This window comes from Pseudomonas sp. S44 (assembly GCF_016624805.1).
GTDB lineage: Bacteria > Pseudomonadota > Gammaproteobacteria > Pseudomonadales > Pseudomonadaceae > Aquipseudomonas > Aquipseudomonas machongensis.
The window spans coordinates 141,680-158,142 of record NZ_JACVTY010000005.1 but is presented as its reverse complement, the minus strand read 5'-3'; the positions used below and the strand labels follow the sequence as shown (position 1 = coordinate 158,142).

Annotated in this window: 10 protein-coding genes; 5 read left to right on the top strand and 5 right to left on the bottom strand. The window is 63.8% G+C overall.

Annotated elements, in window-relative coordinates:
* Positions 1 to 21 precede the first annotated feature (21 nt).
* The 4 genes from rloA2 (at position 22) to creD (ending at position 4,206) form a co-directional block, all read left to right on the top strand.
* On the top strand, positions 22 to 525 hold the full coding sequence (gene rloA2, locus IAE40_RS06775; RefSeq protein ID WP_054892157.1) for a retropepsin-like aspartic peptidase RloA2: 504 nt from the start codon (positions 22 to 24) through the stop codon (positions 523 to 525).
* Between the two features lie 132 nt (positions 526 to 657).
* Positions 658 to 1,338, top strand: coding sequence for a two-component system response regulator CreB (gene creB, locus IAE40_RS06770; RefSeq protein WP_112897147.1), 681 nt, complete (start codon positions 658 to 660; stop codon positions 1,336 to 1,338).
* Positions 1,338 to 2,771 (top strand): two-component system sensor histidine kinase CreC, encoded by a 1,434-nt coding sequence (gene creC / locus IAE40_RS06765; RefSeq protein WP_200602896.1) that lies wholly within the window; start codon positions 1,338 to 1,340, stop codon positions 2,769 to 2,771. Before creB ends, creC begins: the two co-directional genes overlap by 1 nt.
* 106 nt (positions 2,772 to 2,877) lie before the next feature.
* On the top strand, positions 2,878 to 4,206 hold the full coding sequence (gene creD, locus IAE40_RS06760; RefSeq protein WP_200602895.1) for a cell envelope integrity protein CreD: 1,329 nt from the start codon (positions 2,878 to 2,880) through the stop codon (positions 4,204 to 4,206).
* 141 nt (positions 4,207 to 4,347) lie between these two features.
* Here creD and IAE40_RS06755 read toward each other — a convergent pair whose 3' ends face one another.
* The 5 genes from IAE40_RS06755 to aceE all read right to left on the bottom strand — a co-directional run bounded on the left by IAE40_RS06755 (position 4,348) and on the right by aceE (position 13,075).
* Positions 4,348 to 4,962, bottom strand: a complete 615-nt coding sequence (locus IAE40_RS06755) for a glutathione S-transferase (RefSeq protein ID WP_153772513.1) — start codon at positions 4,960 to 4,962, stop codon at positions 4,348 to 4,350.
* A gap of 7 nt (positions 4,963 to 4,969) precedes the next feature.
* Positions 4,970 to 5,638: a peptide-methionine (S)-S-oxide reductase MsrA gene (gene msrA, locus IAE40_RS06750; RefSeq protein ID WP_054892161.1), complete on the bottom strand. Its 669-nt coding sequence runs from the start codon at positions 5,636 to 5,638 to the stop codon at positions 4,970 to 4,972.
* 153 nt (positions 5,639 to 5,791) lie between these two features.
* A complete protein-coding gene (locus IAE40_RS06745; protein ID WP_153772431.1) occupies positions 5,792 to 8,485 on the bottom strand; it encodes a putative bifunctional diguanylate cyclase/phosphodiesterase in 2,694 nt (897 codons plus the stop codon).
* 285 nt (positions 8,486 to 8,770) lie between these two features.
* On the bottom strand, positions 8,771 to 10,417 hold the full coding sequence (gene aceF, locus IAE40_RS06740; protein WP_153772430.1) for a dihydrolipoyllysine-residue acetyltransferase: 1,647 nt from the start codon (positions 10,415 to 10,417) through the stop codon (positions 8,771 to 8,773).
* Positions 10,418 to 10,429: 12 nt separating this feature from the next.
* On the bottom strand, positions 10,430 to 13,075 hold the full coding sequence (gene aceE / locus IAE40_RS06735) for a pyruvate dehydrogenase (acetyl-transferring), homodimeric type (protein ID WP_054892164.1): 2,646 nt from the start codon (positions 13,073 to 13,075) through the stop codon (positions 10,430 to 10,432).
* 384 nt (positions 13,076 to 13,459) lie between these two features.
* Here aceE and glnE point away from each other — a divergent pair, with 384 nt between their 5' ends.
* Positions 13,460 to 16,393: a bifunctional [glutamate--ammonia ligase]-adenylyl-L-tyrosine phosphorylase/[glutamate--ammonia-ligase] adenylyltransferase gene (glnE, locus tag IAE40_RS06730; protein WP_200602894.1), complete on the top strand. Its 2,934-nt coding sequence runs from the start codon at positions 13,460 to 13,462 to the stop codon at positions 16,391 to 16,393.
* Positions 16,394 to 16,463: the final 70 nt, after the last annotated feature.

Sequence of the window (16,463 nt, the reverse complement as noted above, 5' to 3'; positions counted from 1 at the left end):
TCATCTCAAGGAATGCTTCCCGTGAAACCACTGCTTGCCCTCCTGTCGCTGCTGGCGTTGCCGGTGATGGCCGCCGAGCCGACACTCTATGGCCGCTACGAGTACATCAAGCTCCCCGAGATCGGCCAGACCCTCAAGGCCAAGATGGATACTGGCGCGCTGACCGCATCGCTGTCGGCCAAGGATATCGAGACCTTCACCCGCGACGGCGAGGACTGGGTGCGTTTCCGCCTGGCGACCAAGGATGCCGACGGCAAGGTCTATGAACACAAGGTGGCGCGCATCAGCAAGATCAAGGCCCGCTCAGGCGATGAGGAAGACGAGGACGAACCGGCCGAGGCTGCCCGCCGCCCGGTGGTGGACCTGGAGCTGTGCCTGGGTGACGTCAAGCGTACGGTGGAGGTCAACCTGACCGACCGCAGCAACTTCAACTACCCGCTGCTGATCGGCGCCAAGGCGTTGCGTGAGTTCAAGGCGGCGGTGAACCCGGCACGGCGGTATACGGCGGACAAGCCGGACTGCTGATCGTCCGGCCTGGCCTCTCGCAGGCAAGCCCGCTTCCCGCAGGTGCAGCGTCAACCTGCAATTGTGCGAGTGGGCTTGTTCTGCGACAGGGCCCGGTCAGACAATCGGCGACCAGCCCTCAGAGCCTCACCCATGCCCCACATCCTCATCGTCGAAGACGAGTCCGCCATCGCCGACACCCTGGTCTATGCCCTCCAGGCCGACGGCCATAGCACCGCCTGGGTGACCCTGGGCAGCGCCGCGCTCGAACAGATGCGCCAGCGCCCGGCCGACCTGGTCATCCTCGACATCGGCCTGCCAGATATCAGTGGTTTCGAAACCTGCCGCCAGCTGCGCCGCTTCAGCGAGGTGCCGGTGATGTTCCTCAGTGCCCGCGATGGTGAGATCGACCGGGTCGTAGGCTTGGAAATCGGTGCCGACGACTATGTGGTCAAGCCGTTCAGCCCGCGCGAGGTGGCTGCGCGGGTGCGGGCGATCCTCAAGCGCATGGCGCCCAGAGCCGAGACGGCAGTCGATGCGAAGCTGTTCGAGGTCGATACGCTGGGGATGCGCATCCTCTATCGTGGCCAGGCGCTGACGCTTACTCGCCATGAATTCCGCTTGCTGCAATGCCTGCTCGAGCAACCCCGTCGGGTGTTCAGCCGCGAGCAATTGCTCGACGGGCTGGGCGTGGCTTCAGATGCCGGTTACGAGCGAACCATCGACAGCCACATCAAGAGCCTGCGCGCCAAGTTGCGCCTGGTGTCTGGCGATGCCGAACCGATCCAGACCCATCGCGGCCTGGGCTATAGCTACAGCCCGGATCACGCCTGATGCGCCTGGGGATCCGGATCTTTCTGGTGTACTTCCTGTTCGTCGGGTTGTCGGGTTACTTCCTGCTCAATACCGTGCGCGAACAGATTCGCCCGGTGGTGCGCCAGTCTTCCGAGGAAACCCTGGTGGACACCGCCAACCTGTTGGCAGAAATCCTTCACGATGACGTCAAGGCCGGCACGCTTGGGCAAAGTCGTCTGCCTCAAGTACTCGAATCCTACGGGAAGCGCCGCCCAGGTGCGGATATCTGGGGGCTGGCGAAAAACCAGGTCAGCCACCGTATCTATGTCACCGACGCCAAGGGCATCGTCCTGCTCGACTCCAGTGGCCAGGCCCTGGGCAAGGATTACTCGCGCTGGAACGACGTCTACCTGACCCTGCGCGGTCAATATGGCGCGCGTTCGACCCGCAGCGACCCGGACGACGAAAGCACCTCGGTGATGCATGTGGCGGCACCGATCATGGACAACGGCCAGGTCATCGGTGTGGTGACGGTGGCCAAGCCCAACAGTTCGCTACAGCCCTATATCGACCGCTCCGAGCAACGTTTGCTGACGCTCGGCCTGGGGTTGATCGTGCTTGGGCTGTTGGTGGGCGCTGCGCTGTCCTGGTGGCTGGCGCGGTCGTTGCGCCGTCTCACCCGGTACGCCCAGGCGGTGAGTGAGGGCGAGCGTGCGGCGCTGCCGCACTACAAGGGCGGTGAACTTCTGCAACTGGCCACGGCGGTGGAGCGCATGCGCACCCAGTTGGAGGGCAAGGCGTATGTCGAGCGCTATGTGCATACCCTCACCCATGAGCTGAAAAGCCCGCTGGCGGCGATTCGTGGGGCTTCCGAGCTGTTGCAGGGGCCGATGCCGGATGAGCAGCGGGCGCGTTTTGCCGGCAATATCGAGCGTGAGAGCGAGCGTTTGCAGCAGATGATCGAGCGCTTGCTCAACCTGGCGCGGGTCGAGCAGATGCAGGCGCTGGAAGACGAGCAGCAGGTGCCGCTCGCTGCGCTGGTCGACGAGTTGCTGCACGGGTATGCGGCGCGGATCGACAGTGCCGGGTTGCAGATCAGGCAACAGGTGACGGGCGGGGTGTTGTTGCTGTGCGACCCCTTCCTGCTGCGTCAGGCGCTGGCAAACCTGGTGGACAACGCACTCGACTTCACGCCGGCAGGCGGCACCTTGTCGTTCGAGCTGGTGCACGACGGCGATCGGGTCGCGTTGAGCCTGTTCAACCAGGGGGAGGCGATTCCGGATTACGCCATCGAGCGGGTCAGCGAGCGCTTCTATTCCCTGCCGCGGCCAGGCACCGGACGCAAGAGCACCGGGCTTGGGCTCAACTTTGTCGAGGAAGTGATGCAACTGCATGGCGGAGCGCTGGCGGTGGATAACGTCGGGGGCGGGGTGCGGGTCAGGCTGTGGCTGCCTGCGCGGCGCATGAGCTGATTCCTGCTGTCCGCCTCGTCATCTCCACACAATCTGCACAAACCCTCCCTATCGGCTCCATGTGCGCGGCGCAAGCTGCGCCCATCACAACTGGAGCCAAAGCCCCATGAACAAGCCCCTGAGTTTCAAGCTCGGCATGATCGTCCTGCTGATGCTGCTGTTATTGATCCCTCTGTTGATGATCAGTGGCCTGATCGATGAACGTCAGGCCGTGCGCGATGGTGTGCTGCAGGACATCGCCCAGAGTTCGAGCTTCGACCAGCAGATCAGCGGACCGCTGCTGGTGGTGCCGTACCGCAAGTACCAGCGCCGCTGGATCGACAAGGACGGCAAGAGTGTGCAGGAAACCAGCACCGTCAGCGGCCACCTGTACTTCCTGCCGGAAACCTTCGAGGTCGACAGCCAGGTCGATACCGAACTGCGCGCCCGCGGCATTTACCAGGCGCGGTTGTTCCATGCCAGGAACCGTGTCAGTGGCCGCTTCAAGCTGCCTGAGCGCTGGGGCGTCGACAAGGACTACGAATACTACCGGTTCGACAAGCCGTTCATGGTGGTGGGCATCAGCGATATCCGTGGCATCGAGAACGCCCTGGAACTGAGCCTCGACGATCAGCGCCTGCCGTTCGAAGCAGGCACCGGCCTGGACTGGATGGCCGGTGGAGTGCACGTCACCCTGCCGGGGCTGGATGGCCAGGCTGCCCGCGAGTTCGGCTATGCCTTCGACCTGGCGTTGCAGGGCACCGGACAACTCCATGTGCTGCCAGTGGGGCGCAGCAGCCGGGTCGAGATGCACGCCAACTGGCCCCATCCGAGCTTCATCGGCAGCTACTTGCCGGCCAGCCGTGAGATCAATGCCCAGGGTTTCACCGCGCGCTGGCAGACCTCGTTCTTTGCCACCAACCTGGAAGACGCGCTGCGCCAATGCGCCGGTGCGGACAAGTGCGCGGATTTCAGTGGGCGCACCTTCGGTGTGAGCTTCGTCGATCCGGTGGACCAGTACCTCAGGAGCGAGCGTGCGATCAAGTATGCGCTGCTGTTCATCGCACTGACCTTTGCAGGCTTCTTCCTGTTCGAGGTGTTGAAGAACCTCAGCGTGCACCCGATGCAATACGTGCTGGTGGGGGCGGCGCTGGCGCTGTTCTACCTGTTGCTGTTGTCACTGTCGGAACACCTGGGTTTTGGCCTGGCGTATGGCTTGTCGGCAGGGGCCTGCGTGCTGCTGATCGGCTTTTACTTGAGCCATGTGCTGCACAGCCCGGTACGCGGGGCGGGTTTTGCGGCGGGGTTGGCGGCGCTGTATGGGCTGCTCTACGGGCTGCTGAGCGCCGAGGACTATGCGCTGTTGATGGGCTCGCTGCTGTGCTTTGGCTTGCTTGGCGTGTTCATGGTGCTGACCCGGCGGCTGGACTGGTCGCGGGTGGGGAGGGCGGCATGAGGGAGGACAAGGTGATCGGGCGCTGGTTGGCGGTTCGGGTGGGGTCGTTGTTTCCTGCCAGGCCGGGGTGAAGCATTCGCGGGCAGGCTGGCTCCTACAGAGGGGATATGTCTGTGGGAGGGGCTTGCCCGCGAAGGGGTTTCAGGCGACCGGCACGGTAGCCAGCATCGACGCGCGCTGGCTCACTTGGGCATACCATTCAGCCAGCCCAGGCTGTTGTTCACGCCAGCCGAACTCCGGCTGGCGCAGGTCCAGGTAGCCCAGCGCGCAGGCCACGCCGATCGCGGCGATATCGAAGCCGGAGGCGATCTCTGCCAGGTGATGCTGCTCAAGATCCGCCAGGCCTCGGCGGATTTTCTGTGACTGCGCCTGCAGCCAGCCATCCCAGCGCTTGTCCTCAGGACGCAGGAAGCTTTCATAGCGGCTCGACACCGCCGCATCCATGATCGCATCGGCCTGGGAGGCCAGGGTCAGGCGCCGCCAGCGCGCCGAGCCCTCGTGGGGGATCAACGGGTTGCCGACGTGCTGGCTGTCGAGGTACTCGCAGATCACCCGGCTGTCGTGCAGCACGCTACCGTCTTCCAGGCGCAGGGCCGGGATCTTGCCGATCGGATTGTCCTGGTTGAGCTGCTCGTCACCGCTCACCGGGCTGATGTTGACGGTTTGCAGGCGTACGCGGTCGAGCTGACCGGTCTCGTGCAGCACCAGCAAGACCTTGCGCACGAAAGGCGACAGCGGCGCATGGAACAGCACCATACCCATGTCAATTACCCTGCAGGCTGGGCGGCAGGCACACGCCAGTGCCACCGATGCCGCAATAGCCTTCGGGGTTCTTGGCCAGGTACTGCTGGTGGTAGGCCTCGGCGAAGTACACGGTCGGCGCCTGGTCGATCTCGGTGGTGATCTCACCGAAACCGGCTTTGTTCAGCTCGGCCTGGAATGCATCGCGGCTGGCCTTGGCCAGTTCCAGTTGCTCGGGCGAGGTGCAATAGATGGCCGAGCGGTACTGGGTGCCGATGTCGTTGCCCTGGCGCATGCCCTGGGTCGGGTTGTGCAGTTCCCAGAACATCGCCAGCAGTTCGCGGTAGCTGACCTTGTCCTTGTCGAACACCACCAGTACCACCTCGGTGTGGCCGGTCAGCCCCGAGCAGACCTCTTCGTAGGTCGGGTTCGGGGTGAAACCGCCTGCGTAGCCGACCACGGTGCTGACCACGCCTTCACGCTGCCAGAAGCGTCGTTCGGCGCCCCAGAAGCAGCCCAGGCCGAAGATGGCGAAGTCGATGCTGCCCTCGAAGAATGGGCCGAGCAGCGGAGTGCCTTCGAACACGTAGTGGAATTCGGGCAGGGGCATGGGAGTTTCGCGGCCAGGCAGGGCCTGTTCGGCAGTGGGCATGACGTTTTTGTTCACGAGGATTTCCGAGCGCAGGACCATGATTGTTCCTCTGTCTGACAGTGGGAGCGGTTGTGGCTTGTTCGCGGGCAAGCCCGCTCCTGCAGGGTTGCATTGCAGCCTGCCATTGTAGGAGCGGGCTTGCCCGCGAAGAGGCTCACATGGCCCCTATAGTGCCCGAGGTTTGCGCGCCTGTCAGGCCACCGGCCCGCGCGGGTAGCGCCTGAGCTTGTCGACCAGCTCGCGCCCCGGGATTGGCCGGTCGAACAGGTAGCCCTGGCCGACGTCGCAGCGGTGGCGACGCAGGAATGCCAGCTGTTCGGAGGTCTCGATGCCTTCGGCGACCACCTTGAGCTTGAGGTTGTGGGCCATGGCCACCACCGCCGAGGTGATCTCCATGTCGTCCTGGTTGGCGGGAATCTCACTGATGAAGCTGCGATCGATCTTGATGATGTCGATGGGAAACTTCTTCAGGTAGCTCAGCGATGAATAGCCGGTACCGAAGTCATCCATGGCCAGGGTCAGACCCAGCTGCTTGAGCTCGTCGAGCTGGCGCCGCGTGTCTTCGGTGGCTTCAAGCAGCAGGCCCTCGGTCAGCTCCAGCTCCAGCAGGTGCGGGGGTAGCGCTTCTTCCTTGAGAATGGCGCCAATCGAGCTGACCAGCTCGGGGTCGGAAAACTGCTTGGGCGACAGGTTGATCGCCACGTGCAGGTTGCCCATGCCGGCCTCGCGCAATTCCTGGCTCATGCGGCACGATTGGCGCACCACCCATTTGCCAATGGGGATGATCAGGCCGGTCTCCTCGGCCACGCTGATGAACTGGTCGGGGCGGATCATGCCGCGCTCGGGGTGGTTCCAGCGCAGCAGCGCCTCCAGGCCCAGCAGGCGACCACTGCGCAGGCACAGCTTGGGCTGGTAGAAGACCTCCAGCTCGTTCTGGGTCAGGGCCCGGCGCAGGTTGTTCTCGACGAACAGCTTGTAGCTGGCCTCGGCGTTGAGCACTTCGGTGAACACCTGGACCTGATGCTTGCCGTTGGCCTTGGCCTTGTGCAGGGCCAGGCCTGCGTTCTTCATCAGGGTCTGCGGGTCGGCGCCGTGCAGGGGCGCGCAGGCCAGGCCCACGGAGGCGGTGACGTTGATCAACTGGTTGTCGACGAACATGGGTTTGTCGAGGGTGCGCAGCAACTGCTGGGCGATGTTCTGGCCGTCTTCGAGGCTGGTGTCGTCCAGCAGCACGGCGAACTCGTTGCTGGCAAAGCGCGCCAGGCTGCCACCGCTGCTGAGGCTATTGCGCAGACGGCGGGCCAGGCTGATCAGCAGCTTGTCGCCGGTCTGGTGGCCGAGGCTGTCGTTGATCCGCTTGAAGTTATCGATGTCGACCAGCAGCAGGCAGATCGGGCTGTCGCCGTCGCGAGCGAAGCGTTCGTCGAGGCTGCGGATGAACGCCGGGCGGTTGCCCAGGCTGGTGAGGTTGTCGGTGTAGGCCAGGCGCTCGATGCGTTGCTGGGCAAGCTTGCTTTGAGTGACGTCTTCGTAGATGCCGATGTAGTGGGTCAGCTCGCGGTTGTCGCCATACACCTTGGAAATCGACAACTGGCCCCAGTAGGGCTCCAGGCTCTTGCGCCGGCTCTTGAATTCACCTTGCCAGCTGTTGCCCATGGCCAGGCTCGACGGTGAGTCGAACAGGATCTGGCTGAGGTTTTCCAGTGCCGGCAGCTCGGCCAGGTGGTGGCCCTGAACTTCTTCGGTGCTGTACTGGGTAATGGCGGTGAAGCTTGGGTTGACGTACTCCACCACCCCGTCGCGGTTGACCAGCAGGAAGGCGCTGGCGCTCTGCTCTACCGCACGTTGGAACAGGTGCAGGGCGCTGGTGGCGGTGCGGCGGTTGTGATTGGTGATGACCTGGGCGAACTGGTCGGCCAGCTCACCGGCAAAGGCGATTTCGTCGGATTGCCAGGCCCGCGGCTGGCCGGTCTGCTCCAGACAGAGCACGCCGACTACCTGGCCGTCGACGCGGATACTGGCATCGAGCATGGCATTGTCAGCGGTGTTGAGCAGGCCCTGGACCATGTCCCGGGTGCGTGGGTCATGGCTGGCGTTATGGGCGTCGATGGCGCGGCTGGCGTGCAGGGCGTCGAGGTAATCCGGGTAGTGGCTGGCGTCGATCGGCTGCGGCAGGCGGTGGGCCTGCTCATGCTGGAACCAGGCGGTGATCGGCTCCAGGCGTTGCTCGTTGAGGTACCAGATGCTGGCGCAGTCGAGCTTGTAGATTTCGCAGGCGCTACGGGTGATCAGTTCAGCCGCTTCGAGCAAGGAGTTGCTGGCGCTGTAGCGCTGGCGTGCCAGGCGCAGGATCAGGTCCTGCTGGGCACGCACCCGCTCCAGGTGTTCGAGTTGCTCTTGCTGGGCGCGCTGGTTGAGTTGCAGGGCCAGCTGCAGGCGGCTGTTGCGTGACTCAAGATCGTTTGCGTCCTGGCCCGGGGTCTCTTCGGCCTGGTCGTCCAGCACCGTGAGGTAGCCGCGCAGCAGCTGGCGATTGTGCTGCTTGTAGGCCTCGCCGACTTCCAGCAAGCGCAGTGGCCCGGAACCCGCGTGCAGGGTATAGCGCACGCGGTAGTGGTTGCGCCGCGACAGTTGCAGTTGGATCTCGTCATGCAGCTTGTAGCGCGCTTCAGGCTCCATGAGGCTGGCATAGGGCGAGCCGATCAGGGCGCAGAGCTCGGCCGCGGGCAGGCCGAACTGGCGATCGCAGCCAGGGTCGAGGTAGAGCATCGCCCAACTGGCTTCGTTCAGCCGCTCGAAACGCAGCATCCCGAGCCGCGAGGGCACGGGTAACTGCGTCACGACCTCGGCCGCCACACGGCTGGCGGCATCGGGTTGGCTTTTCATCGAAGACTCGCTTGAACAAGGCGTTTGGCGCGGTATGCCGCAGGTAAGCGGCGGCGCGTTGAGCAAGGGTGCATCATGTCCCGTGGGCTGGCAAGCGGCCATATGGGGCAGCGTATACAGGTTGTCGGCTGGGCGTGGGAAATCTGAAGCTTGTGCGCCTCGCGGCCCCTTCATGGGGAGGGTGTTTCCAGGCAAAAAAAGCCCCGCCAGGGGCGGGGTTGAGGTACGAGCGTGGCAGCTCGAAATCGGTACCGCCTCCCCGGTTGGGGGAGGCGGGGTGCAGCATTACAGCAGCAGCGTGCGGATGTCCGTCAGCAGGTCGCCCAGGCGCTTGGTGAAGCGCGCAGCGGCAGCGCCGTTGATCACACGGTGATCGTAGGACAGCGACAGCGGCAGCATCAGCTTCGGCTGGAAGGCCTTGCCGTCCCAGACTGGCTGGATGGTCGCCTTGGAAACACCGAGGATTGCGACTTCCGGCGCGTTGACGATCGGCGTGAAGCCGGTGCCGCCAATGTGACCGAGGCTGGAGATGGTGAAGCAGGCACCCTGCATGTCGTCGGCCGACAGCTTCTTGGTGCGGGCCTTTTCAGCCAGCGCAGCTGCTTCGCCAGCCAGTTGCAGCAGGCTCTTCTGGTCGACGTTCTTGATCACAGGGACCAGCAGGCCATCCGGGGTGTCCACGGCGAAGCCGACGTTGACGTACTTCTTGCGGATGATTGCCTTGCCGCTTGGCGCCAGCGAACTGTTGAAGTCCGGCAGCTCCTTGAGCAGGTGGGCACAGGCCTTGAGCAGCAGCGGCAGAACGGTCAGCTTGACGCCGGCCTTCTCCGCCACGGCCTTCTGCGCAACGCGGAAGGCTTCCAGCTCGGTGATGTCGGCGGAATCGAACTGGGTCACGTGCGGCACGTTCAGCCAGCTGCGGTGCAGGTTGGCAGCACCGACCTGCATCAGGCGGGTCAGGGCGACTTCCTCGACTTCACCGAACTTGCTGAAGTCCACGGCCGGGATCGGCGGGATGCCGGCACCACCGGTCGCGCCGGCGGCTGCCGGTGCTTCCTTGGCCTTCTGCATCATCGCCTTGACGTAGACCTGCACGTCTTCTTTCAGGATGCGGCCGTGCGGGCCAGTGGCGGCAACAGCGCCCAGGTCGACACCGAATTCACGCGCCAGCTGACGAACGGCAGGGCCTGCGTGAACCTTGGCGTTGCTGCCAGCAGCCGGTGCGGTGGCAACCGGTGCAGGCGCAGCAGCTGGGGCGGCAGCAGCGGGTGCGGCGGCCGGAGCAGCTTCGGCCTTGGCGGCTTCGGGGGCAGCAGCAGGTGCCGGCGCGGCAGCCGGAGCTGCGCCCGCGACTTTCAGCTTGAAGATCAGGTCGCCAGTGCCGACTTCATCTTCCAGCTTGCACAGGACTTCCTCGACCACGCCAGCGGCAGGCGATGGGATTTCCATGGAAGCCTTGTCGGATTCCAGGGTGATCAGCGACTGGTCGGCTTCGACGGTGTCGCCGACCTTGACCAGCACTTCGATGATCTTGGCCTTGCCCGACGAACCGATATCCGGCACGTGGATATCCTGCACGCTGGCGGCGGCCGGTGCTGCGGCAGGCGCAGGAGCAGGGGCGGCTTCAGCGGCGGGTGCTGCGGCCGCAGGGGCAGCAGCAGCCGGGGCGGCGGCCGGAGCCTCAGGCGCCGCAGCGGCGCCCTCGGCTTCCAGGACCAGCAGTTCGTCGCCTTCTTTCAGGCGATCGCCCAGCTTGACCTTCAGCTCCTTGATGACGCCGGCCTTGGGGGCCGGGATCTCCATGGAGGCCTTGTCCGACTCCAGGGTCAGCAGGCTCTGGTCCGCCTCGATGCGGTCGCCGACCTTGACGAACAGTTCGATGATTTCACCTTCACCGCTGCCGATGTCAGGTACGCGAATGAGTTCGCTCACTTAAGTTACTCCTCAGCAGTCCAGTGGGTTGCGCTTGTCCGGGTCGATGCCGAACTTGACGATGGCGTCAGCGACAACCTTCGGTTCGATCTCGCCACGGTCAGCCAGGGCTTCCAGGGCAGCCAGCACCACGAAGTGACGGTCGACTTCGAAGAAGTGACGCAGCTTCTTGCGGCTGTCGCTGCGACCGTAGCCATCGGTACCCAGGACCTTGAACTCTTTGCTTGGTACCCACTGGCGAATCTGCTCGGCGAACAGCTTCATGTAGTCGGTGGAGGCGATGACCGGACCCTTGCGACCGCTCAGGCACTGCTCGACGTAGGTCTGCTGTGGCTTCTGGCCAGGCTTGAGGCGGTTGGCGCGTTCCACGGCCAGGCCGTCGCGACGCAGTTCGTTGAAGCTGGTGACGCTCCACACATCGGCACCGATGTTGAACTCTTCACGCAGGATCTTCGCCGCTTCGCGGACTTCACGCAGGATGGTGCCGGAGCCCATCAGCTGAACGTGGTGCGCCGCTTCGCGGGTGTCTTCTTCCAGCAGGTACATGCCCTTGATGATGCCTTCCTCGGCACCGGCCGGGATGGCAGGCTGCTGGTAGGATTCGTTCATCACGGTGATGTAGTAGAAGATGTCCTGTTGCTCTTCGGTCATCTTCTTCATGCCGTCCTGGATGATCACCGCCAGCTCGTAGCCGTAGGTCGGATCGTAGGTGCGGCAGTTCGGGATGGTGCCCGCCATCATGTGGCTGTGACCGTCTTCGTGCTGCAGGCCTTCGCCGTTCAGCGTGGTACGGCCGGCGGTACCGCCGATCAGGAAGCCACGGGTGCGGCTGTCGCCAGCGGCCCAGGCGAGGTCGCCGATACGCTGGAAGCCGAACATCGAGTAGAAGATGTAGAACGGCAGCATCGGCTGGTTGTGGCAGCTGTACGAAGTACCGGCAGCGATGAAGGACGACATGGCGCCGGCTTCGTTGATGCCTTCTTCGAGGATCTGGCCCTTCTTGTCCTCGCGGTAGAACATCACCTGGTCTTTATCGACTGGCTCGTAGAGCTGGCCGACCGACGAGTAGATGCCCAGCTGGCGGAACATGCCTTCCATACCGAAGGTACGGGCTTCGTCCGGGATGATCGGGACGATGCGCTGGCCGATTTCCTTGTCCTTGACCAGTTGCGCCAGGATGCGCACGAAGGCCATGGTGGTGGAGATTTCGCGGTCGCCCGAGCCGTCGAGGATCGCTTTGAGCGTCTCCAGTGGCGGGGTCGGAACGCTGAAGCTCTTCGCGCGGCGTTGTGGCACGAAGCCACCCAGTGCGGCGCGACGCTCGGCCAGGTACTTGGCTTCGGCAGAACCTTCTTCAGGCTTGAAGAACGGCAGGTTCTCGAGGTCGGCGTCCTTGACCGGAATGTCGAAGCGGTCGCGGAAGTGACGCAGGCTGTCGACGTCGACTTTCTTGGTGTTGTGCGCGGTGTTCTTGGCTTCGCCAGCACCGGTACCGTAACCCTTGATGGTCTTGGCCAGGATGACGGTCGGCTGCTCTTTGTGGTTCACAGCCTGGTGGTACGCCGCGTAGACCTTGTACGGGTCGTGGCCGCCACGGTTGAGCTTCCAGATCTCGTCGTCGGACAGGTCTTCGACCATGGCCTTGAGCTCTGGGGTGTTGAAGAAGTTCTCACGAACGTACGCGCCGTCCTTGGCCTTGTAGTTCTGGTACTCGCCGTCGATGACTTCGTCCATGCGGCGCTGCAGGGCACCGTTGGTGTCCTTGGCCAGCAGTGGGTCCCAGAAGCGGCCCCAGACGACCTTGTTGACGTTCCAGCCACCGCCACGGAACACGCCTTCGAGTTCCTGGATGATCTTGCCGTTGCCGCGAACCGGGCCGTCGAGGCGCTGCAGGTTGCAGTTGATGACGAAGATCAGGTTGTCCAGCTTCTCGCGGCCGGCCAGGGCGATCGCGCCCAGGGATTCCGGCTCGTCGCACTCGCCGTCGCCCATGAAGCACCAGACCTTCTGCTTGCCGGCCGGGATGAAGCCGCGGGCTTCCAGGTACTTCATGAAGCGTGCCTGGTAGATCGCCTGGATCGGACCCAGACCCATCGAAACGGTCGGGAACTGCCAGAAGTCAGGCATCAGCCATGGGTGCGGGTACGAAGACAGGCCGTTGCCGTCCACTTCCTGGCGGAAGTTGTTCATCTGCTCTTCGCTGATGCGGCCTTCCATGAAGGCGCGGGCGTAGACGCCTGGCGAAGCGTGGCCCTGGAAGAAGATCAGGTCGCCGCCGTGTTCTTCGGTCGGGGCCTGGAAGAAGTAGTTGAAGCCGATGTCGTAGAGGGTGGCGCTGGAGGCGAAGCTCGAGATGTGTCCGCCCAGGTCCGAGTCCTTCAGGTTGGTGCGCATGACCATGGCCAAGGCGTTCCAACGCACCATCGAGCGAATGCGGCGTTCCATGAACAGGTCGCCAGGCATGCGTGCTTCGTGGGTGACAGGGATGGTGTTGCGGTATGGCGTGGTGATCGCGTAAGGCAGCTGGGAACCACTGCGGGTGGCCAGCTCGCCCATGCGGGTCATCAGGTAATGAGCGCGGTCTTCGCCTTCTTTGTCGAGGACCGACTCCAGGGCATCCAGCCATTCCTGGGTTTCGATAGGATCGAGGTCTTGCATGGCTTGCTCCAGGGCGGAAAGGCAACCAGAATCGGAAGCCTGAGTTTGCGACTGGCCTTTTGGGCAGACGTCGTGAATTCTTGGATTTGCCGGACAGTCATCCGGCGCCGTGTAGTTTTACTACAAATGCTTCGGCATTTCATGCTTTTGAGCAGTCGGGGGAGTAGTAATACTACAGAAAAACGGCTTGTGGCCGCCTTTCGGGTTGTGGAGAAAAACGTTCCTGTTGGTTGGTATCGCACTGGCACAAGAGGTTTCTTGATGTTTCGTACCAATGATTTGAGTTTTTCAGCTATTTACAACTTTTGTATGACAGTCCAACCGCGGTCCGTCCCTCTTTCGCCTGCACTCACCCCTCTCATTCACGCCGATCAAGGATAGACCATGCGCCTGCCTTTGCCGCTCGATCTGCCTGGCGCCCTGCAACCGCTGGTCGCCCGTAACCGACAATTCCTGCAGGAGGCGCTGGCGGCGCATCCGGATCTTGATCCAGACAGTTGGAGCGCGGCGCACCGCCTGCAGTTCGATCAGGTGGCTGCAGCCAGTGATTTCGTCCTCGAGCAGGCGCAGCGCGAACCGGCAACGCTGTTCGAGCTGCTCGCCAGCGGCGAAATGGATCGCCCCTATGGCCCCGGCCAGTTGCGTGCCCATATAAAAGCTGCCGCAGACGCGGCCCAGAGCGAAGACGAGCTGGCGCGCAACTTGCGCCGTGCGCGCAATCGCCAGCAGGTGCGGATCATCTGGCGCGACATCACCCGCCAGGCCGAACTGGGCGAGACCTGCCGCGACCTGTCCGAGCTTGCCGACGCTTCGATCGACGAAGCCTATCAATGGCTGTATCCGCGTCATTGCCAGCAGTTCGGCACGCCGATCGGCAACCGCACTGGCCAGCCGCAGCACATGGTGGTGCTGGGCATGGGCAAGCTGGGCGCGGTGGAGCTCAATCTGTCGTCGGACATCGACCTGATCTTCGCCTTCCCTGAAGGCGGCGAGACCGAAGGGGTCAAGCGCTCGCTGGATAACCAGGAGTTTTTCACCCGCCTCGGGCAACGCCTGATCAAGGCGCTTGACCCGGTCACTGTCGACGGTTTCGTGTTCCGCGTCGACATGCGCCTGCGCCCCTATGGCTCAGCCGGCGCGTTGGTGCTCTCGTTCAATGCCCTGGAGCAGTACTACCAGGATCAGGGGCGCGATTGGGAACGCTACGCCATGATCAAGGCCCGCGTGGTGGCGGGCGACCAGGTGGCCGGGGCGCAGTTGCAGGAGATGTTGCGACCGTTCGTCTATCGGCGCTACCTGGATTTTTCTGCCATCGAGGCGCTGCGCACCATGAAGCAGCTGATCCAGCAGGAAGTGCGGCGCAAGGGCATGGCAGAGAACATCAAGCTCGGTGCTGGTGGCATCCGTGAGGTCGAGTTCATCGCCCAGGCCTTCCAGCTGATCCACGGCGGGCGCGATCTGAGCCTGCAGCAGCGGCCGCTGCTCAAGGTCCTGGCAACGCTCGAGGGGCAGGGTTACCTGCCACCGGCAGTGGTAAGCGAACTGCGTGATGGGTACCAGTTCCTGCGTTACACCGAGCACGCGATCCAAGCCATCGCCGACCGCCAGACCCAGATGCTGCCGGACTCGGAGCTCGACCGCGAACGGGTCGCCTACATCCTTGGCTTTGCCGACTGGCAGGCGTTCCACGACCAACTGATGCAGTGGCGCGGCCGGGTCGACTGGCACTTCCGCCAGGTCATCGCCGATCCTGATGAAGAGGAAACCGAGGGCGAGCTGGTAGTGGGCGGCGAGTGGTCGCCGCTGTGGGAGCAGGCGCAGGACGAGGAGGCCGCCGGTCGCCAACTGGAAGAGGCCGGGTTCAAGCAGTCGGGCGAGGCCCTGCGTCGTTTGGCCTCCTTGCGTGCCAGCCCGTCGCTGCGTTCGATGCAGCGCATTGGCCGCGAGCGTCTGGACGCCTTCATTCCACGCCTGCTGGCGCAGACTGTAGAGCACCAGAACCCTGACCTGGTGCTCGAGCGAGTGCTCCCCTTGGTGGAAGCGGTGGCGCGGCGTTCGGCTTACCTGGTGCTGCTGACCGAAAACCCAGGCGCCTTGCGCCGTCTGTTGACCTTGTGCGCCGCCAGCCCCTGGATCGCCGAGCAGATCACGCGCTTCCCGCTGCTGCTCGACGAACTGCTCAACGAAGGCCGCCTGTTCAGCCCGCCGCTGGCGCCTGAGCTGGCGTCGGAGTTGCGCGAGAGATTGACGCGCATTCCCGAGGACGACCTGGAGCAGCAGATGGAGGCCCTGCGTCACTTCAAGCTGGCCCACAGCTTGCGGGTGGCGGCATCTGAAATCAGTGGCAACCTGCCCTTGATGAAGGTCAGCGACTACCTGACCTGGCTGGCCGAGGCCATCCTCGACCAGGTGCTGGCCTTGGCCTGGCGTCAGACCGTGGCCCGTCATGGCCAGCCCAAGCGCAGTGATGGCACCCTGTGCGACCCAAGTTTCATCATCGTCGGCTACGGCAAGGTCGGCGGCATCGAACTGGGGCATGGCTCGGACCTGGACCTCGTATTCATCCACGACGGCGACCCGAACGCCGAGACCGATGGCGCCAAGCCCATCGACGGCGCGCAGTTCTTCACCCGCCTGGGCCAACGCATCATTCACCTGCTGACTACCCAGACCAACTCCGGCCAGCTTTATGATGTGGACATGCGCCTGCGCCCCTCCGGTGCGTCGGGGCTATTGGTCAGTTCGCTCGGGGCCTTCGAGCGCTACCAGCAGAACGAGGCCTGGACCTGGGAACACCAGGCCCTGGTGCGGGCGCGTGTGCTGGTGGGCTGCAAGCAGGTAGGCAGTGCTTTCGAAGCGGTACGTGCCGGCGTGCTGGGCAAGGCCCGCGATCTCGACGCGCTGCGTCAGGAGGTCAGCGAGATGCGCGCCAAGATGCGCGCCAGCCTGGGCAGCAAGAGCACCGTTGCCGGTACCGCCGACAACGCCTTCGAGCCCGGCCAGCCGTTCGATATCAAGCAGGATGCCGGTGGTATCGTGGATATCGAATTTATGGTGCAATACGCCGCTTTGGCCTGGTCTCACGACCATCCGGATCTGCTGCGCTGGACCGATAACATTCGCATCCTCGAAGAGTTGGAGCAGGCCGGGTTGATGCCCGCCGAAGACGCGATTTTGTTGCGCGAGGTGTACAAGACCTTCCGCTCCGCCTCCCACCGCCAGGCACTGCAGAAACAGGCCGGGGTGATCGATGCCGGGCAGCTTGTCGATGAGCGCCGCGAGGTGCGGCGGATCTGGGGTGGGCTGGGTCTGAGCTGATTACCGCGCTGGCTTCTTCGCGGGCAAGCCCGGTCCCACAGGTACACCACAGCACTCAAGATCTGTGTGG